This is a genomic window from Actinomycetes bacterium, from assembly GCA_036000965.1.
Classification (GTDB): Bacteria; Actinomycetota; CALGFH01; order CALGFH01; family CALGFH01; genus DASYUT01.
Window position 1 is genome coordinate 1 of sequence record DASYUT010000213.1, and the last position, 18,214, is coordinate 18,214.

Annotated in this window: 15 protein-coding genes and 1 riboswitch; of the genes, 4 read left to right on the forward strand and 11 right to left on the reverse strand. The window is 75.5% G+C overall.

Translation table 11 applies throughout. The features are described from left to right. Positions 1 to 206: 206 nt before the first annotated feature. Complete coding sequence (hisG, locus tag VG276_19675; protein HEV8651550.1) at positions 207 to 1,082, reverse strand: ATP phosphoribosyltransferase; 876 nt, start codon at positions 1,080 to 1,082, stop codon at positions 207 to 209. 326 nt (positions 1,083 to 1,408) lie between these two features. Here hisG and VG276_19680 point away from each other — a divergent pair, with 326 nt between their 5' ends. From VG276_19680 to VG276_19690, 3 genes are read left to right on the forward strand one after another with little or no spacing between them, the layout of a single operon-like run. Continuing rightward, positions 1,409 to 1,897, forward strand: coding sequence for a MarR family transcriptional regulator (locus VG276_19680; GenBank protein HEV8651551.1), 489 nt, complete (start codon positions 1,409 to 1,411; stop codon positions 1,895 to 1,897). Further along, positions 1,894 to 2,847 (forward strand): ABC transporter ATP-binding protein, encoded by a 954-nt coding sequence (locus VG276_19685; protein HEV8651552.1) that lies wholly within the window; start codon positions 1,894 to 1,896, stop codon positions 2,845 to 2,847. The genes VG276_19680 and VG276_19685 overlap by 4 nt, the downstream gene beginning before the upstream one ends. After that, the gene (locus VG276_19690) at positions 2,837 to 4,552 is read left to right on the forward strand and encodes a polyketide antibiotic transporter (GenBank protein HEV8651553.1); all 1,716 of its coding nucleotides are present in this window, start codon (positions 2,837 to 2,839) and stop codon (positions 4,550 to 4,552) included. The genes VG276_19685 and VG276_19690 overlap by 11 nt, the downstream gene beginning before the upstream one ends. 236 nt (positions 4,553 to 4,788) lie before the next feature. Here the strand turns inward: VG276_19690 and ribH are convergent, their stop codons facing one another. The 4 genes from ribH to ribD are packed head-to-tail and all read right to left on the reverse strand — an operon-like array spanning position 4,789 to position 8,636. Beyond that, positions 4,789 to 5,262 (reverse strand): 6,7-dimethyl-8-ribityllumazine synthase, encoded by a 474-nt coding sequence (gene ribH / locus VG276_19695; GenBank protein HEV8651554.1) that lies wholly within the window; start codon positions 5,260 to 5,262, stop codon positions 4,789 to 4,791. A gap of 40 nt (positions 5,263 to 5,302) precedes the next feature. Next, positions 5,303 to 6,577 carry a bifunctional 3,4-dihydroxy-2-butanone-4-phosphate synthase/GTP cyclohydrolase II gene (locus tag VG276_19700; protein ID HEV8651555.1) on the reverse strand — a complete coding sequence of 425 codons (1,275 nt, stop codon included), beginning with the start codon at positions 6,575 to 6,577 and terminating at the stop codon, positions 5,303 to 5,305. Continuing rightward, complete coding sequence (locus VG276_19705) at positions 6,574 to 7,251, reverse strand: riboflavin synthase (protein HEV8651556.1); 678 nt, start codon at positions 7,249 to 7,251, stop codon at positions 6,574 to 6,576. Before VG276_19705 ends, VG276_19700 begins: the two co-directional genes overlap by 4 nt. Before the next feature lie 2 nt (positions 7,252 to 7,253). Beyond that, positions 7,254 to 8,636 carry a bifunctional diaminohydroxyphosphoribosylaminopyrimidine deaminase/5-amino-6-(5-phosphoribosylamino)uracil reductase RibD gene (gene ribD, locus VG276_19710; GenBank protein ID HEV8651557.1) on the reverse strand — a complete coding sequence of 461 codons (1,383 nt, stop codon included), beginning with the start codon at positions 8,634 to 8,636 and terminating at the stop codon, positions 7,254 to 7,256. A 106-nt stretch (positions 8,637 to 8,742) separates the two neighbouring features. Then, a riboswitch (FMN riboswitch) is annotated at positions 8,743 to 8,871 on the reverse strand. A gap of 344 nt (positions 8,872 to 9,215) precedes the next feature. Between ribD and VG276_19715 the strand changes: the two genes are divergently transcribed. Beyond that, positions 9,216 to 10,955 (forward strand): EAL domain-containing protein, encoded by a 1,740-nt coding sequence (locus VG276_19715; GenBank protein HEV8651558.1) that lies wholly within the window; start codon positions 9,216 to 9,218, stop codon positions 10,953 to 10,955. Between the two features lie 130 nt (positions 10,956 to 11,085). On the opposite strand, the gene VG276_19720 is transcribed toward VG276_19715, so the two are convergent. The 6 genes from VG276_19720 to metK all read right to left on the reverse strand — a co-directional run. After that, positions 11,086 to 12,021, reverse strand: coding sequence for a response regulator (locus tag VG276_19720; protein ID HEV8651559.1), 936 nt, complete (start codon positions 12,019 to 12,021; stop codon positions 11,086 to 11,088). A 185-nt stretch (positions 12,022 to 12,206) separates the two neighbouring features. Then, positions 12,207 to 13,514 carry a transcription antitermination factor NusB gene (locus tag VG276_19725; GenBank protein ID HEV8651560.1) on the reverse strand — a complete coding sequence of 436 codons (1,308 nt, stop codon included), beginning with the start codon at positions 13,512 to 13,514 and terminating at the stop codon, positions 12,207 to 12,209. Then, on the reverse strand, positions 13,511 to 14,734 hold the full coding sequence (fmt, locus tag VG276_19730) for a methionyl-tRNA formyltransferase (GenBank protein HEV8651561.1): 1,224 nt from the start codon (positions 14,732 to 14,734) through the stop codon (positions 13,511 to 13,513). The genes VG276_19725 and fmt overlap by 4 nt, the downstream gene beginning before the upstream one ends. Next, positions 14,734 to 15,300 (reverse strand): peptide deformylase, encoded by a 567-nt coding sequence (def, locus tag VG276_19735; GenBank protein ID HEV8651562.1) that lies wholly within the window; start codon positions 15,298 to 15,300, stop codon positions 14,734 to 14,736. Before def ends, fmt begins: the two co-directional genes overlap by 1 nt. A 53-nt stretch (positions 15,301 to 15,353) precedes the next feature. Further along, positions 15,354 to 17,315, reverse strand: a complete 1,962-nt coding sequence (locus VG276_19740; GenBank protein HEV8651563.1) for a hypothetical protein — start codon at positions 17,313 to 17,315, stop codon at positions 15,354 to 15,356. Further along, positions 17,227 to 18,214: methionine adenosyltransferase (metK, locus tag VG276_19745; protein HEV8651564.1), on the reverse strand; the 988-nt coding region annotated here is incomplete at its 5' end. The genes VG276_19740 and metK, both read right to left, overlap by 89 nt.

The window sequence follows — 18,214 nt, forward strand, 5'->3', positions numbered from 1 at the left end:
GGGACGTGGACCCGGGCCAGGACTCGGCCCCGGCCCACACCCGAGCCGGACCCAGGGCTGGGGCTGGGGCTGGGGCTGGGCTGGGGCTGGGCTGGGGCTGGGCTGGGGCAGGGCTGGGGCAGGGCGGGGGCAGGGCGGGGGCAGGGCTGGGGCAGGGCGGGGGCAGGGGCCGGCCGTGACACCCGCCGGCCACCGAGGCCGGGTGGCTACTGCACAATCTTTGCGATGGGCAGCTCGAGGATGTCGAACGCGCCGGCCGCCTTGAGGGTCGGGATGAGGCGGTTCACCCCCGCCTTGTCGACCACCGTCTCCACCGCGTGGAAGCCGGAGTCGGCCAGCTCGTTGACGGTGGGCGCCTTCATCGACGGCAGCACCGCGAGCACCCGGGACAGGTCGGCGTCGGCCACGTTGAGCTTGATGAGGGTCTTGGAGCGGGCCGTGGCCGCGCCGACCAGCAGCGTGACCAGGTCGTCCATGGCCTGGCGGCGGGCCGGGTCGGCGGCCGACTCGACGTTGGCGACCACCTGGGTGAACGAGGTGAGCAGGGTGGCGACGACGACCATGCCGTGGCGGCGCAGGGTCGAGCCGGTCTCGGTCAGGTCCACGACCGCGTCGACGATCTCGGGCACCTTGGCCTCGGTCGCCCCGTAGGACGGGAAGATCCGGGCGGGCACCCCGAGCTCGGCGAACCAGCGACGGGTGAGGTTGGGGAACTCGGTCGACACCCGCAGGCCAGGCCGGAGCTCCTCGGGCCGGGTGACGCCGAGGTCGCGGTGGACGGCGAGCACGACCCGGACCGGGTTCGAGGTCTGCTTGGAGTAGGGCAGCTCGGCCAGGGTCACCACCTTGCTGCCGGTCTCCTCGACCCAGTCCCGGCCGGTGATGCCAAGGTCGAAGAAGCCCTCCTCGACGTACTGGGGGATCTCCTGGGGCCGCAGCACCGAGACCCGCTCCACCCTGGGGTCGTCGATCGAGCCGTGGTAGTCGCGGTCGCTCCCCCGCTTGACGGGCAGGTCGGCGGCGTCGAACAGCGCCATTGTGGCCTGCTCCAGGCTCCCCTTGGGCAGCACGAGCTTCAGCACGGCACGGGGTCTCCTGTCCTTGTCGCTCGACCTGCTGGTCCAGGTGCGTCCACCCTGGCCCACCCTGGTCTACATCTTGCCAGGTCAACGTCCCCTCGGAGACCCAGATCAACGTCCCCTCGGAGACCCAGATCAACCCACCCTCGGAGACCCAGATCAACCCACCCTCGGAGACCAGGTCAACGCCCCTCGGAGAGAGACGAGCCGGGCCCTGGTCTCTGTGCTGCCGCCGTTCGCTTTGGTATCAAAGTTTCAAAACCTATTGAAGTCTCAGAAGACCAAGTAGATCGTCAGTCGGGATGGCGGCATCCCCGGGAGGTGGCGACATGGACCAGGAAACCGGCCTCCACCACTTCGTGGCCGAGATCGGGCTGTTCTTCGAGGCGGCCGGGTCGACGCGCATGGCCGGTCGGATGCTGGGCTGGCTGCTGGTCTGCGACCCCCCGCACCAGTCCGCCGGGCAGCTCGCGGCGGCGCTGCACGCCAGCAACGGGTCGATCAGCATGACCACCCGCATGCTCATCCAGGCCGGCCTGGTCGATCGGGTCAGCCTGCGCGGCGACCGGCGCACCTACTACCGTCTCCGGCCACATGCCTGGACGCGCCTGGTGACCGAGCGCAACGCCCAGGTCATCGAGCTCCGCAAGCTGGCCGAGCAGGGCATCGGCCTGCTCGCCGACGACCCGCCCGCGCGGCGCGAGCGGCTGGAGGACATGCGTGAGCTGTTCGCCTACTTCGAGGACGCGTTCCCGGGGTTGCTCGCGGGCTGGGAGGAACGGCAGCGGCAACAGCAGCACGACGAGGAGGGACGATGACCACCCATTCCAGCGCGGCCGGCCCCGCGATCCGCACCGAGGGGCTGACCAAGCACTACGGCTCCGTGCCGGCGCTGCAGGACCTCGACCTGGTGGTGGCGCCCGGCGAGGTGCTCGGGTTCCTGGGGCCAAACGGGGCGGGCAAGACGACCACGATCCGGCTGCTGCTCGGCCTGTTGCGGCCCACCGCTGGCCGGGCCGAGATCTTCGGCCTCGACGCCCAGGCCCAGGCGGTCACCGCGCATGCGCTGCTCGCCTACGTGCCCGGCGAGGCCGGCCTGTGGCCGTCGCTGACCGGCGCGGAGGTGCTGCACCTGCTCGGCCGGGTCCACGGTCGCGTCGACACCGCCTACCGCGACGAGCTCGTCGAGCGGTTCGCGCTCGACCCGTCCAAGAAGGTCCGCGCCTACTCCAAGGGCAACCGGCAGAAGGTCCTGCTGATCGCGGCGCTCATGACCCGCGCCGAGCTGCTGGTGCTCGACGAGCCGACCAGCGGCCTTGACCCGCTGATGGAGCAGGCGTTCCGCGAGTGCGTCAGGGAGGCCAGGCGCAACGGGCAGACGGTGTTCCTGTCGTCGCACATCCTGGCCGAGGTCGAAGCCGTGTGCGACCGGGTCGCGATCCTGCGCGCGGGCCGGGTGGTGGACACCGGCACCCTGGCCGACCTGCGCCACCTGTCGGCCGTGACGGTCGAGGCGACGTTCGCGGGCCCTGTGCCCGACCTGTCGGGCGTGCCCGGTGTCGCCGTCGTCGAGGCACACGACGACCGGCTGCGCTGCCAGGTGTACGGCCCGGTCGAGCCGCTGCTGCGCGTCCTGGCCGAGACGCACGTGACCCACCTGATCATCCGCGAGCCCTCCCTGGAAGAGCTGTTCCTGGCCCACTACGGCGCCGAGCCGCTCCTCACCGCGGCGTCGACGAAGGAGGAGGCGACCAGCCATGCCCGGTGAGCGTGACCGCCTGGGCAGCCAGACCGCCGAGCGTCAGGACGGCCCCGCCCCCGCCGGCGCCGTCCCCGCCCAAGCCGTCGCCGCGGCCCGGAGCGGCGGCCGAGCGGGGCTGGTCATCGCCGGTCACGTCGCGCGCCAGGTCCGCCGCGGCGCGCTGGTGTGGGGCATTGTGTTCGGCGGGACCGTCGCGTCGAGCGCGCTGGCCTTCGCCTCCGCCTACCCGACCCCCGCCGCCCGCCGCGCGCTCGTGGCCTCGTTGGGGTCCAACCTCGGCGTGCAGGCCCTGCTGGGACCCGCCCGCCACATCGACACCGCCGCCGGGTTCACCGCCTGGCGCTGCCTGGTCCTGCTCTGTGTGGTCGGCGGGGTCTGGGCGCTGCTGGCCTCGACCCGTGCGCTGCGGGGCGAGGAGGACGCCGGCCGCTGGGAGCTGCTGCTGGCCGGTCGGACCACCCGCAGGCGCGCCAGCGCCAGCGCCCTGGCCGGGCTCGGCGCCGGCCTGGTGCTGCTCTGGGCGATCACAGCCGTGCTGACCGTGGCCACCGGCCGCAGCCCCGACGTCGACTTCTCGCTGTCGGCCAGCCTCTACCTGTCGCTGGCGCTGGCCGCCGGTCCAGCGATCTTTCTCACCGTCGGCGCTCTCAGCTCCCAGCTCGCCGCCACTCGTCGCCAGGCCGCCGGCCTCGGCGCAGCTGTCCTCGGCGTCGCCTACCTCCTGCGCATGCTGGCCGACTCGACCCCCAGCCTGTCCTGGCTGCGTTGGCTCAGCCCGATCGGCTGGGTGGAGGAGCTACGCCCGCTCACCGGCAGCCGCCCGACGGTCCTGGTCCCGATCGCGCTGCTGGTCGGCGTGCTGGCAGCGCTCACGGTCCACCTGGCCGGCGTCCGCGACACCGGTGCCGGCATCCTGCCCAGCCGTGACACCGCCCCTGCCCGCACCCGGCTGCTCGACTCGCCCCTCGGCCTGGCCGTGCGCCTGACCCGCCCCGTCACCCTGGGCTGGGCCGCCGCGGTCGGCGGCCTCGGGCTGGTGATCGGCCTCGTCGCCAACGCCGCCGCGCAGGCCACCAGCGGCTCCGACATGATCCGGCAGTTCTACGAGCGCCTCGGCAGCCAGGAGCAGGGCGCCGTCAGCTACACCGGCGCCGGGTTCCTGACGGTCGGCACCCTGGTCGCGCTGGCCGCCTCCGGCCAGGTCGGCGCCATCCGCCAGGAAGAAGCCGACGAGCACCTCGACCACCTCCTCGCCCGGCCCGTCTCGCGGCGGTCGTGGCTGGCCGGCCGGCTCGCGGTCGCCACTGGCGCTCTCGTCGTCGTCGCGCTCACCGCAGGGGTCCTGACGTGGGCGGGCGCCGCCCTCCAGCACACCGGGATCGGCCTGCCCAGGCTGCTCCTCGCCGCGGTCAACACCCTGCCCTCGGCCACCTTCGTGCTCGGCGTCGGCACCCTGCTGTACGGGCTGGCTCCTCGCGTGGCCACCGCTGTCGCCTACGGAGTGGTCGCCTGGTCGCTGCTGCTCGAGATGGTCGGCTCCCTCCTCAAGCTTTCACCGTGGCTCCTGGACCTGTCGCTGTTCCACCACGTGGCGCTCGTGCCCGCCGCCGATCCCCGCTGGGCCGCGGCGGGCATCCTCGCCGGCATCGGCCTGGTCGCCGGCATCGCCGGCGCCACCGCGTTCGACCGGCGCGACCTCGCCGCCGCCTGACCCACGCCGCCGCCTGACCCACGCCGCCGGTCATGCCCGTGCTCGACGCAGGGCCCACACGTGGCGCCGCCCGGTGTTCACGGCGCCGCACGTCTCAGGCTTGGTCGCTGCAACGATTCGCTGCAACGATCTGGTAGGGGCCGAAGCGGCGGGTCCCCGTCGGTGGCGGCGAAGGGGCGACGGTAACCCGCGACCAGGGGGTTGTGTCGATCAGGCGCGCTGGTGGTGGTCTGGGGCTAACCCTTGTCGATGGTCTCGAGCAGGCCGGCCGTCTCGAGCACGGTGAGGGCCGCCTCGGCCCCCTTGTTGCCCACCTTGCCGCCGGCCCGGTCGAGCGCCTGCTCCATGGTGTCGGTGGTGAGCACGCCGAAGGCGACCGGCACCCCGCTCGCCCTGGCCACCGCGGCCAGGCCCGAGGCGGCCTCGCCGGCCACGTAGTCGAAGTGCGCGGTGGCGCCGCGCACCACCGCGCCGAGCGCCACCACCCCGGCGTAGCGCCCGGTCGCGGCCAGCCTGGCCGCGACCAGCGGCAGCTCGAACGACCCGGGCGCCCAGGCCACGTCCACGTCGGCCTCGGCCACGCCGTGGCGGCGCAGCGCCTCCCTGGCCCCGGCCACCAGGGGGTCCGTCACCAGCCGGTTGAAGCGGCTCGCAGCGATCGCGAACCGCCGCCCGCCGCCGTCCAGGCTTCCCTCGAACACCTTGCCCATCGGGCTCCCTCCCTCGTCGCCAGCCTGGTCCATCGGGGGGCTACCCCTGAGCCCCCCGAACCCCCTCGGTCCCCTCGGTGCCGGTGGAGATCTCGGTGACCTCGCCCTCGGGCAGGTCGAGCAGGTGGCCCAGGCGCTCCCGCTTGGTGCGCAGGTAGCGCAGGTTCTCGGGGTTCGGGTGGGTCTCCAGGGGGACCCGCTCGACGATCTGCAGGCCGAAGCCGCCCAGGCCGGTGTACTTGGCCGGGTTGTTGGTGAGCAGGCGCATGGTGGTGACGCCGAGGTCGACCAGGATCTGGGAGCCGATGCCGTACTCCCGGTCGTCCACGGGCAGGCCCAGCTCCAGGTTGGCGTCGACGGTGTCCCTGCCCTGCTCCTGCAGGTTGTAGGCGGCCAGCTTGTGGGCCAGGCCGATGCCCCGGCCCTCGTGGCCCCGCAGGTAGACCACGACCCCGAGACCCTCCTCGGCGACGTGCCTGAGCGCCCCGTCCAGCTGGGGGCCGCAGTCGCAGCGCAGCGACCCGAACACGTCGCCGGTGAGGCACTCGGAGTGCACGCGCACGAGCACGTCCCGCTCCCCCTGCACCGCTCCCTTGACCAGCGCGAGGTGCTGCTCGCCGTCGAGCACCGACTCGTACCCGTAGGCGGTGAACGGCCCCCAGCGGGTCGGGATGCGCGCCTCGGCCACCCGCCGGACCAGCTTCTCGCGCTGGCGCCGGTACCGGATGATGTCCGCGATCGCGATCAGCTCGAGGCCGTGGCGGTCGGCGAAGCGCTCCAGGTCGGGCAGGCGGGCCATGGTCCCGTCCTCGTTGACGATCTCGCACAGCACCGCGGCCGGGTAGCGGCCGGCCATGCGGGCCAGGTCGACCCCGGCCTCGGTGTGGCCGGCCCGCTTGAGCACCCCGCCCTCCCGGTAGCGGAGCGGGAAGATGTGCCCGGGCCGGGCCAGGTCGGCCGGGCGGGTGGCCGGGTCGATCAGGGCCGCGATCGTGGTGGCCCGGTCGGCCGCGGAGATGCCGGTGGTCACCCCGGCCCTGGCGTCGACCGAGACGGTGAACTGGGTCCGGTGGGCCTCGGTGTTGACCGCCACCATCAGCGGCAGGTCCAGCTCGTCGAGGCGCTCGCCGAGCATCGGCATGACCACCACGCCCGAGGTGTGGCGCACGATGAACGCGATCTTCTCGGGCGTCACCGCCTCGGCGGCCAGGATCAGGTCGCCCTCGTTCTCACGGTCGGCGTCGTCGACGACGACCACCATCTCGCCGGCCGCGATGGCCGCCACCGCCTCCGGGACGCTCGCGAACCTGGTCATGCCCTTCGACCTCCTGCCTGCTCGGGTTGCGGGTGGGTCCACGGCTCGAGCAGGCGCTCGACGTACTTGGCGAGCACGTCGACCTCGAGCTGGACCTGGTCGCCCGGCCGCCGGGTGCCGAGCGTGGTGACGGCCAGGGTGCGGGGCACCAGGGCGACCGAGAACCAGTCCGGGCCCACCCCGGCGACGGTCAGGCTCACCCCGTCGACCGCGATCGACCCCTTGACCACGACGTAGCGGGCCAGGTCGGGGTCGATCCCGAACCGCATCTCCACGCTGGCCGGGGCACCCCCTCGGGGTTCCCCGGACCCCTCCGGGCCGCTCCCGACCAGGGTGCGGTCCAGCACCCGGCCGAGGCCGTCGACGTGGCCCTGGACGAGGTGCCCGCCGAGGCGCCCGCCCGCGGCCACCGGCTGCTCCAGGTTGACCCGCCCGCCCGCTGCCAGGCGGCCGAGCGCGGTGCGGCGCAGGGTCTCGGCCACCACGTCGGCCGCGAACCCCGACCCGGTCAGCTCCGTCACGGTCAGGCAGCAGCCGTTGACCGCGACCGAGTCCCCGAGGCCGAGGCCGTCCACCAGCCACGGCGCCTCCAACTCCAGGCGGGCGCCTTCACCCCCGGCGGCGAGCCGCAACTCGACCACGATCCCCTGGCCCTCCACGATTCCCGTGAACATCGTTACCGCCCCTTCTCGGTGCTGGTTGACGTCTCCTGCCACTCCTCGGTGGGCAGCGTGGCTGCCCGTTCCGCCGGGGGGGCGCTTTCTGCCCCCCCGAACCCCCCCGGGCTCCCGCTCCGGGCTCGGGCCTCGCCGTGGTCGGGGACCTTCACGGGGTAGGCGACCACACGAAGGTCGGCGCCCAGGTGGTCGACGGAGGCGACCCGCAGGCGACGGGCGGCGGCCAGGGTGAGCGCGCCAGCGCCGGCGAGCAGGCCGGGCGCGCCGGCGCCGCCGATGGCCAGCGGCGCCAGGTACCAGACCAGCCGGTCGGCCAGGCCCGCCGCCCACAGGCTCGCGTGGAGCCGGGGGCCGCCCTCGACCAGCAGCTCGAGCACCTCGCGCTCGCCGAGCGCGGCCGCGAGCCACCCGAGGTCGACCCCGGGGGCGCCCGCCAGGCCGGTCGGTCCGGGACCACCCGAGGCCGGGCCCTCGCCTGCGGGCCCGGTCGGTCCGGGACCACGCGAGGTCCAGCCCTCGCCCGCGGCCGGTGGGGCGACGGTCCGGGACCGGCCGGCCGGCGGGCAGACCAGCACCTCGGCCCCGGCCGCCTCCCAGGCCGCGCGGACGGAAGCTGGCGCGGCCACAGTGGTCGCGACCAGTGTGGGCGCCTCGCCGTCGAACAGGTGCCCGGCGGTCCCGACCCGCCCGGCCGCGTCGACCAGCACCCGCAGCGGCCTCCGGCCCAGGCCCCCCTGGGCGAGGCGGACGGTCAGCCGGGGGTCGTCGGCCAGGGCGGTGCCAGCCCCGACCGCGATCGCGTCGGCTTCGGCGCGCAGCCGATGGGCGTCGCCACGGGCCTCCGGCCCCGTGATCCACTGGGAGGTACCGTCGGCCGCCGCGACCTTGCCGTCGAGGCTGGCCGCGGCCTTCAGGGTGACCCGCGGCCGCCCGAGCCGCCGGTGGGTGAGGAAGGCGGCGTTCTGCTCCTCGGCCGCCTCGGCCAGCGTGCCGACCGCGACCTCGATCCCGGCGGCGCGGAGACGGGCGAAGCCGGCCCCGGCCACGCGCGGGTCGGGGTCGGTGACGGCGGCGACCACCCGGGCCACCCCGGCCTCGACCAGGGCGTCTGCGCAGGGCGGAGTGCGGCCGTGGTGGGTGCACGGCTCGAGGCTCACGTAGCAGGTGGCGCCGGCGGCGGCTGGGCCGGCCCGGGACAGCGCCTCGGCCTCGGCGTGTGGTTTGCCCGGGGCCAGGTGGAAGCCTTCGCCGACGACCTCGCCCTGCCGCACGAGCACGGCGCCGACCATCGGGTTGGGGCTGACCGTGCCCCGGCCGCCCTCGGCCAGCGCGACGGCGCGGGCCATCCAGGCCTCGTCCTCGCGCCGCTCTGCTCCAGCCACCTGCCGCTCCCCGGTCGGTCCCGAAGCGTGGGGGCCGGTCGGCGGCGTCACCGAGGCCGGGCGCCCGCGTCGGCGCCTTGCTGGCACGGCGAAGACCCGCCGGTCCGCCCGCCTCCTCCTATCCGGACTGTCACCGTCGGCCCCTGGGTCGCACAGGGTCCACCCCGAGCTGGCCGCTCGGGGGTCGCGGGCTCTCACCGCCGGTGGGGAGTTCCACCCCGCCCCGGAGACGTACGTACTCACCTGCCAGAATAGCACCCGCTCGGTGGGGCGAGCTGGGCGCGGGCCGCCCGCTGCCGTGGCGTTGGCCGGGCGCAGCGGCCGTGCGGTACGGCGCCGCCGTACCGTTGGCCGGGCGCAGCGGCCGTGCGGCCCGGCGCCGCCGTACCGTTGGCCGGGCGCAGCGGCCCCCGCTACCGCCCGCTGCCGGCGGCTACGCCGGCGGGTTCCGTCCGAGGCCGGGATGCGCTGGCGCCGCCCGTGGCGGGGCGCCAAACTGGCTCAGGGTGTCGGGACCCGGTCGGCCGCCCCAGGCTCCTCCGAGGGCGGCAGGGACTGGGGAGGGGGAGGTGCTGACCGGTGGCCGACGACGGCGGCTCCTCCCTGGGCGGGGCGCGGCGCCCGGCCCCAGGCCGGGCCGACGCGCCGCCGGACCTGGAGGCCCTGGTCGCGAGCGCGCCAGCCTGCATCGCGCTGCTTGACGCCGGGCTGCTGGTCGTCCGGGCCAACCAGGCCCTGGCCGAGGCGGCCGGCCTGCCCGCGGGCGCCCTGGCCGGGCGGGCGCTGCCCGAGGTGATCCCCGGCCTGCCTGGCGACGTGCCCGAGCTGCTCCGCCAGGTGCTGGCCAGTGGCGAGCCCGTCGTCCACCACGAGCTGCGCGTGGAGGGTCCGGGCGGCTCCTGGCGCCACTGGCTGGCCAGCTTCCACCCGGTGCGCGGGCCGGCCGGGCGGGTGCTCGGGATCGGCATGATCGCCCAGGAGATCACCGAGCGGAAGCGGACCGAGGAGCGGCTCGCCTTCCAGGCCACCCACGACGAACTCACCGGGCTGCCCAACCGGGCGCTGTTCCTCGACCACCTCGGCATGGCCCTGGCCCGGGCCCGCCGGCGGCCCGGGTCGGTCGCGGTGCTGTTCTTCGACCTGGACCGGTTCAAGTCGGTCAACGACGCTCTCGGGCACGAGGTGGGCGACCGGCTCCTGGTGGAGGTGGGTCGCCGCCTGCGCGACATCGTCCGGCCGGCCGACACGGTCGCCCGCTTCGGGGGCGACGAGTTCGCCATGCTCTGCGAGGACCTCCACTCCGAGCGTGAGGCGGTCGGCATCGCCCTGCGCCTGCTCGCCGAGGTGCCCAAGCCCATCCGCATCGGCCGTCACGAGCTGTTCGTGACCCCCAGCATCGGGGTCGCCCTGGCCGGCGGAGGCCCCGGCGACGACCCGGAGGGGCTGCTGCGCGACGCCGACGCCGCCATGTACCTGGCCAAGGAGCGCGGCAAGGCCCGCTTCGAGCTGTACGACGCGGCCATGCGGACCCGGGCCCGGGAGCGGCTGGAGACCGAGCACGCCCTGCGCCGGGCCGTCGACCGCGCCGAGCTGGAGGTGGTGTACCAGCCGATGGTCTCGCTCCACGACGGCAGCGTGGTGGGTGCCGAGGCGCTTGCCTGCTGGCGGCGGCCGGACGGGAGCGTGGTCCCCCCGGCCGGGCTGCGCTCCCTGGTCGCCGGCAGCGGGCTCGCCCCGGTGGTCGGGAGCTGGCTGCTCGGCCAGGCGTGCCGCCAGGCCGCGGCCTGGCGGGGGGAGCTGGGCGCGGGTCGCCCGCTGTGCGTCTCGGTCGACCTCTCCGCCCAGCTCGCCCAGCCAGGCCTGGTCGAGGGGATCGGCGAGGTGGTGGCCGACGCGGGCCTCGGCCCCGGCTCGCTCCAGCTCGAGGTGACCGAGCGGCTGCTGCTCGGCGACGCCGACGCGGTCGAGACCGTCCTGCATGCGCTGAAGCGGCTCGGGGTCGCGCTCGCGATCGACCAGTTCGGCACCGGCTCGTCCTCGCTGGCGATGCTCCGCCGCTTCCCGGTGGACGCCCTGAAGGTGGACCGCTCGTTCGTGGCCGGGCTTGGCCGGGAGCGGGACGACACCGTGATCGTGGCCGCCGTCGCGGGCCTGGCCCGTGCCCTCGGGATCCAGGCCCAGGCCGACGGGGTGGAGACGGCCGGGCAGCTCGCCGAGCTGCGCGCGCTCGGCTGCGACGTGGCTCAGGGCGCCTACCTGTTCGAGCCGCGACCCCACGACGCCCTGGCCGACCTGGTCCGCGCCCAGCGCCGCCGCTGAGCGTCCGTCCGTACCTGGCCAGGAAGCCGAGCACCCATGCCGCTGTCGCAGGTCCCGGAGTGGACGGGCACGGCTGGACGCCCTCGCCCGCCACCTCGACGTGAGACTCCATGCGACGCAGCGTCGCGGGCTACGGTTCGCCGGTGCGCCGGTCGATCGCGTAAGCCGAGCCCGGCTCCCGCTTGGCCAGGCTCTTCAGCTCGGTCGCGGTGGCCACCAGCTCGCGGTGGTCGCTGATCCGGCGCCGGGCGTTGCAGGCGATGCCGATCGACACCGACACCAGGGGGAAGCGGCGGAGCTGGCCCTGGCGGTCCTCGAGCGCGATCACGCCCGCCTCGGCGTCCTCCGGGTCGTAGAGGCTCGGGATGTGGCGGTCGAACCCGGTCATCACCCGGTGGGCGAAGTCCTCGGCCACCTCGGGCGGCAGGACGGCCACGAAGTCGTCGCCGCCGATGTGGCCGACGAAGCCGGCCGCGCCGGCCGCGTCGTGGGCGGCCCGCCGGACCACCTGGGCGGCCATCGAGATGACCTCGTCGCCCCGGAGGAACCCGTAGCGGTCGTTGTAGGACTTGAAGTTGTCGAGGTCGGCGTAGGCGACCGCGATCGGTGCCTCGCGGGCCATCCACTGCTGGATCTCGGCCTCGATGCGGTGGTTGCCCGGGAGCCCGGTGAGCGGGGAGAGGGCCCGCATCTCCCTGGCCCGGCGCAGGGTGGTCTTGACGCGGGCGACGAGCTCCATCGGGTCGAACGGCTTGATGATGTAGTCGTCGGCGCCGGCGGTGAGGCCGAGGACCTTGTCGGCCGAGAGCGACTTGGCGGTCAGCATGATCACCGGGATGTGCGCGCTGCGCCCGTCGGCCCGCAGCCGCTTGCAGACCTCGTAGCCGTCCAGGCGGGGCATCATCACGTCGAGCAGGACCAGGTCGGGCTGCCTGGCGAGCGCCTTGACCAGGGCGTCCTGGCCGTCGTGGGCGGTGATCACCTCGAAGCCCTCGAGACGCAGGTTCACCTCGACGAAACGGACGATGTCGCGGTCGTCGTCGGCGATCAGCACCAGCTCGTCCACGCCGCTACCGCTTCTCCTGGCCGGCCGGGCGGACCGGGTCGGGAGGGTGCGGGGCGGACGGTGCTCGGCGTCGGCGTCGGACCACGTCGCTCCTCCGGAGTCGTTCTGCCCCCGGGGACCGGGAGCGCGTCTGGGAATGCTATCGGCCGGGCGGGCGGCGAGGTGAGGCGGGCCGGCGACCTCGCTCATGCAATCTTGACCAGCCGGGCCAGGAAGACGCCGTCGGCGCCTTCCCGGTGGGGCCAGAGCTGCCGCCGGGCACCCGGTCCGGCAGGGCCGGCGAGCGGGGCCGGGTCCAGGTCGGGCCTGCGCTCCAGCAGGGCGTCCACGACCGCGTCGGTCTCGGCACGAGTCCAGGTGCAGACCGAGTAGACGACGGCACCGCCCGGGCGGACGGCGTCGGCGGCGGCCTCGAGCAGCTGGAGCTGGAGCGCGGCCAGGTCCTCGACCTCCCCGGGCTGGTGGCGCCAGCGTGCCTCCGGCCGCCGGCGCAGGCTGCCCAGGTTCGTGCAGGGCGCGTCCACCAGCACCCCGTCGGCCCGGCCGGCCGCGACCGGCGGCTGCGTGCCGTCGCCCACGAGCGCCAGCAGCCGGGCTTGGGTCTCGCTTCCGAGGCGGTCGGCGGTCTCGCGCACGAGCCGGGCCCGGGCCGGGTGGAGCTCGACCGCGAGCACCCGGGCCCCCAGCGCGGCCAGGTGCCCCGCCTTGCCGCCGGGCCCGGCGGCCAGGTCCACCACGAGCGCGCCCGGGCCCACCCCGAGGGCGGGCGCGACCAGCGCCGAGGCGGCGTCCTGGACGACCGCCCGGCCGTCCAGCACCGCAGCCAGCTCCCGCGGGTCGCCCCGGGCCAGCTCGACGCAGTCGGGGGAGAGCACGCTCGGCCCGGCCGGCACGCCCGCTGCATCCAGCTCGCGGAGCAGCTCGTCTCGGGTGGTCCGGCCCGGGGTGGCCCGCAGGGTGACCGCCGGGCGGGCGTTGTCGGCCTCGACCAGCGCGACCAGCTCGCGAGGGCCGATGCGGGCGAGCGCCTCCTCCACCACCCAGGCCGGGTGGGAGCCGCGGGTGGTCGCCCAGCCGACCGGGTCGGCGGCCGGGTCGGGCCAGCGCGGCTCGGTGGCGGCCAGGCGGCGGAGCACGGCGTTGACGTACCCGGCCTGCCCCTGGCGGCCGGCCCGGCGCACCGACCCCACCACCTCGTTCAGGGCCGCGTGCGGGGCCGTCCCCGCGAACAGCAGCTCGTAGGCGCCCAGCCGCAGGCCGTTGCGGACCAGCGGCTCGAGCCGGGCGATGGGCTGCCGGGAGAGCGGCGCGAGCGCCGTGTCGAGCGCCGCCCGCAGCCGCAGGGTGCCGCTGACCAGGTCGGTGACCGCGGCCCGGTCGCCCGGCCCGAGCCCGGAGCGGTTGAGCAGGCCGGGCAGGGCAAGGTTGGCCCAGGCGCCCTCGTCCACCCGGCCGAGCGCGGCCAGGGCGACGTCGCGGGCGGTGACGGTCACCGGTCCCCGAGCCACTCCCCCGCCGCCGGCCGCGCGCCCCTGGCGAACTCGGGACCCGACATCGGCCGCCTCCCCTCCGGCTGGACGCGGACCAGCTCGACCACGCCGTCGCCCGTCCCGGCCAGCAGCACGCCTCCGGGGCCGAGCTCGAGCTCCCCAGGGGCCAGGCCGAGCCGCCCGGCCGCCCGCGCGGCCGGTGCCGGGTGGGCGCCTGTCACCGCCTCGGCGCCGCTGACGGTCTCCGAGCCGGGCAGGCCGGGCGAGGCTTCGCTGGGACCGGCGGCCACCCGCGCCTCGAGCAGCTTGAGCCGCCGGCCGCGCAGGGTGGTCCAGGCGCCCGGGGCCGGGGTGAAGGCGCGCACCGCGTTGACCACCCGGGCGCTGGAGGCGCCCCAGTCCAGGCGGGCCTCGTCCGGGGTGACCTTCGGGGCCAGGCTCGCGCCGTCGGCCGGCTGCGGCCGGGGCGAGATCGCGCCCTGCTCGAGCGCGTCCAGCGTCTCGACGGTGACCTGGGCGCCCACCTCGGCCAGGCGGGCGGTGAGGGCGCCGGCGTCCTCGCCGGGCAGGATCGGGACCTCGGCCGACAGCAGCAGCGGGCCGGTGTCCATGCCTTCGTCGATCACGAACGTGCAGACCCCGGTGACGGTGCGCCCGTCGAGCAGCGCCCGCTGGACCGGGGCGGGCCCGCGGTAGGCGGGCAGCAGCGAAAAGTGCAGGTTCAGCACGCCCCTGGGGAACGAGGCCAGCACCTCGGGCGGCAGCAGGAAGCCGAACGCGCAGGTCATCCCGATGTCGGCCCGGAACGCGGCGAGCCGGGCGGGAAGCTCCGGGTCGCGGCCGCGCTCGGGCTGGACGATCTCCAGGCCGTGCCGCTCGGCGGCCTGCTTGAGCGGGGACGGCGACGGCCGGCCGCCGCGGTGGTCGCGGGGCTTGTCGGGCCGGGTGACCACGCCCACCACCTCGTGCCCGGAGGCGAGCAGGGCCTCGAGCGGCGGGACGGCCGCGGCGGGGGTGCCGAAGTAGACCACGCGCACGCCTAGGGCCTTCCTTCCGAGCGCCTGCCCGGCCGGCGCCTCGCCGGACCCGGTCGACGCCTCGCCGGATCCGGTCGACGCCTCGCCGGCATGGACGTCGCCGCAGCCTGGACGCCACGGGAGCGCGGCAGCCTGGGCGCCGTGGGAGCGCGGCGCCGGCCGGGCAGCCCTTGCCGGGGTCCTCACTACAGCATCTTGGCGGCGTCGGAGCGGTGGACGTGCGGTGCGACCCCGGGCGCCTCCAGGTCGAGGTCCCGCTCGCGCCACTGCTTCAGGGCCCGCTTGCGGTCCGCCCGGGACAGCCGTTCGAGGAACAGCACCCCGTCCAGGTGGTCGATCTCGTGCTGGAACACGCGGGCGAGCAGGCCGGAGCCCTCGAGGGTGAGCGGCGCGCCGTGCACGTCCCGGGCGGCGACCGTCACCGCCATCGCCCGCACGCAGTCGTAGTAGATGCCGGGCAGCGACAGGCAGCCCTCCTCGCCGTCCTGCTCGCCGGCGCGCCTGGTGATGACCGGGTTGACCAGCACCCCGAACGGGTGCTCGCCGGTCTCCTCGTTCACCCCGAGGTCGTAGGCGAACATCCGCTTCAGCACGCCGACCTGGGGCGCGGCCAGCCCGACGCCCGCGGCCGCGCACATCGTCTCGAGCAGGTCGTCGCCGAAGCGGGCAAGGTCCGGTCCGAACTCGGTGACCGGCGCAGCGCGCTCCTTCAAGACCGGGTCGCCGAACAGGCGGATCTCGAGCAGGGCCACCGGATGCCTTCTCCTTCGTCGTCGCCGCGGGCCACGGTGCCGCGACCGGCCGGTCAGGTGGTGGCGGACGCCCGGAGGGCGGCCAGCACCTCGAGCGGCTCGACGTCGACCGACATGCGTGGCCCTCCCGACCGGGACGCCTCGGCCAGCACCGGCCGCAGTGCGAGCGCGGCCGCCTCCGCGTCCCTGACCTTGGCGATGATACGCCAGCCCCGACCCATCGCGGCCGGTCCGAGCAGCTCGGCGCCCGGGCCGAGGGCAGCCGCGAGCGCGGACCTGGCCGTGGCCGCCTCCTCGGGCAGCGGACCCTCGACGAGCACCAGCCGGCGGGCGGGCGGGAAGCCGAGCTCCACCCGGCGCGGCAGCTCGTGGCGCCAGAAGAACACCGGGTCGGAGCGGACAAGGGCCTGGACGGCGTGGTGGGTGCCGTCCCTGGCCTGCAGCACGAGCCGGCCGGGCTGGTCGTGGGGCCCGCACCAGGCGGCCGCCCTCGTCCAGGTCCGGTAGGCCTCCTCGGGCGCGCGCACCTCGGCCTGGCCGAGGGCGGCGTCGGCGCCCACCACCACCACCGTCCGGCACAGCGGCAGCGGGGGTGTGTCCTTCACCCCGGCGACGGTGCCGACCACCACGCCTGGGCCCTCGCCCGCCCACGGCGGCTTGGCCTTGGGGTCGACCACCTCCCGGTCCAGCCGCCACACGGGCACGCCGGGCAGCATCCGGGCCAGCTCGGTGGCGACCTGCCCGGCGGTGCGGGCGCCGGGCGCATCCGGGTCGGCAGCGCCCCGCCTCGGCACGAGCACGAACGCGCTCTCCCCCCGGCGCAGCGCCTCCCGCATGGCGGCCAGGCCCCGAGGGTGGAGCCGAGCCGCGCTCGGCCCCTCGTCGTCGGGGTCGACGACCTCGACGAGCGGGCGGGCCAGGCGCTCGGCGACCCGGTCCGGCTCGAGGAGGCGGCAGCGGCCTGCCCGGACGGCGGCCACCGCCTCCGCCGACGGCACCGCGCCGATCAGCACGCACACCGAGCGGCTCCAGGCCGCCCGGCCGAGCGCGACCTCCCTGGCGTGGTAGCGGGGCGTGCGCTGCTCCTTGTGGGCCGGGTTGGCCTCCTCGTCCACGACGATGCAGCCCAGGCGGCGGACCGGGGCGAGCACCGCCGACCGGCCCCCGACGACCACCTGGGCGCGGCCCCGGCGCACCTCCACCCAGGCCCGGTAGCGGCGCCGCTCGGACCGGTCGCTGGACAGGTCGGCCACATCCGGGAAGCGGGCGCGCACCGCGTCGAGCACGGCCGAGCCGGCCACCACCTCCGGGGCCACCACGATCGCGCTCCGCCCGGCCGCCAGGGCGGCCTCGACCAGCGCCACGACCCGGGCGCCGCGCTCCTCGCCCGGCAGGGTCCTCCAGTACACCGCCCCGGCCCGGCCCCGGCCGACCAGCTCGACCAAGGGGTCGGCCGCCGCCGCGCCGCCGGCCGGCCCCGAGTCGCCGGTGACGGCGCCGCTCGGGAGCGGCGCAGCCTCGGACGCCTCCACGGCCGCGACCCGGGCTGGGACGGCCAGGCGGAGCACGTCGGTCAGGGTGCCCGCCCAGCGGGTGGCGACCCAGCGCAGCAGGTCCAGCTCCTCGGGGCCGAACACGGGGACGGGCGACACCAGGCGCTCCACGTCGCGGGCGCCGTCGGGGAGCTCGTCGGTGAACCCGACCACCCAGGCATCGACCCGGCGCCGGCCGCCAAACGGGACCTTCACCCGGCTGCCGAACCGGACCTGGCCGCGCAGCGCCTCGGGCAGGCGGTAGGTGAACGGCCGGTCGAGGTGAAAGAGGGGCACGTCAACGACGACCTCGACCCCGGCCGTGGCGGCGCCCCCGGCCGCGACGGTGACCCCGCCCGCGGCCGGGTGGTGAGCCTCGGCTGGCGCGGTCGTCCTAGAGGGAGGCGGCCGCCCTGGCCAGCTCCTCGGCCCGGGTGGTCGACTCCCAGGTGAACTCCGGCTCGGTCCGGCCGAAGTGCCCATAGGCGGCCGTCTTGCGGTAGATGGGCCGGCGCAGGTCGAGGTCGCGGACGATCGCGGCCGGGCGCAGGTCGAAGAACTCGGGGATGAGCTTGCCGAGCTTCTCCGGGTCGACCTGCTCGGTGCCGAACGTCTCCACGAACACGCTCACCGGGTGGGCGACGCCGATCGCGTAGGCGACCTGGACCTCGCAGCGGCGGGCCAGGCCGGCGGCGACCACGTTCTTGGCGACCCAGCGGACGGCGTAGGCGGCCGAGCGGTCGACCTTGGTCGGGTCCTTGCCGCTGAACGCCCCGCCGCCGTGGCGGGCCATGCCGCCGTAGGTGTCGACGATGATCTTGCGCCCGGTCAGCCCGCAGTCGCCAACCGGCCCGCCGATGACGAAGCGCCCGGTCGGGTTGACGTGGATCTTCGTCTCGCCGTCGATCAGCTTCTCGGGGATCTCGCTCTTGATCACGTGCCGGATCATGTCGGCGCGGATCTTCTCCTGCTCGGCGTCGGGCTCGTGCTGGGTCGAGATCACGATCGCCTCGACGCGCACCGGCTGCTGGCCGTCGTACTCGATCGTCACCTGGCTCTTGGCGTCGGGGCGCAGGTACTTGAGCTTCCGCGAGAAGCGCAGGTCGGCGAGCTTCATCATGAGCCGGTGCGCGAACATGATCGGCGTCGGCATGAACTCGGGCGTCTCGTTGCAGGCGTAGCCGAACATCATCCCCTGGTCGCCGGCGCCCTGTTCGAGGTGGACCTTGCGGTCCTTCGCGACGCCCTGCGCGATGTCGGGCGACTGGTTGTGGATCGAGACCATGATCCCGCAGGTGTCGCCGCAGATGCCGAAGCGGTCGTCGGTGTATCCGACCTTGTTCAGCGTCTCGCGCGCGACCTGCATGTAGTCGACCTTCGCG

Coding starts and splice junctions, on each gene's coding strand:
- ribH (HEV8651554.1), bottom strand. CDS start 5,262: ATGGGCAAGGTGTTCGAGGGAAGCCTGGACGGCGGCGGGCGGCGGTTC.
- VG276_19690 (HEV8651553.1), top strand. CDS start 2,837: ATGCCCGGTGAGCGTGACCGCCTGGGCAGCCAGACCGCCGAGCGTCAG.
- VG276_19700 (HEV8651555.1), bottom strand. CDS start 6,577: ATGACCAGGTTCGCGAGCGTCCCGGAGGCGGTGGCGGCCATCGCGGCC.
- VG276_19740 (HEV8651563.1), bottom strand. CDS start 17,315: ATGGGCACTTCGGCCGGACCGAGCCGGAGTTCACCTGGGAGTCGACCA.
- VG276_19680 (HEV8651551.1), top strand. CDS start 1,409: ATGGACCAGGAAACCGGCCTCCACCACTTCGTGGCCGAGATCGGGCTG.
- VG276_19705 (HEV8651556.1), bottom strand. CDS start 7,251: ATGTTCACGGGAATCGTGGAGGGCCAGGGGATCGTGGTCGAGTTGCGG.
- VG276_19685 (HEV8651552.1), top strand. CDS start 1,894: ATGACCACCCATTCCAGCGCGGCCGGCCCCGCGATCCGCACCGAGGGG.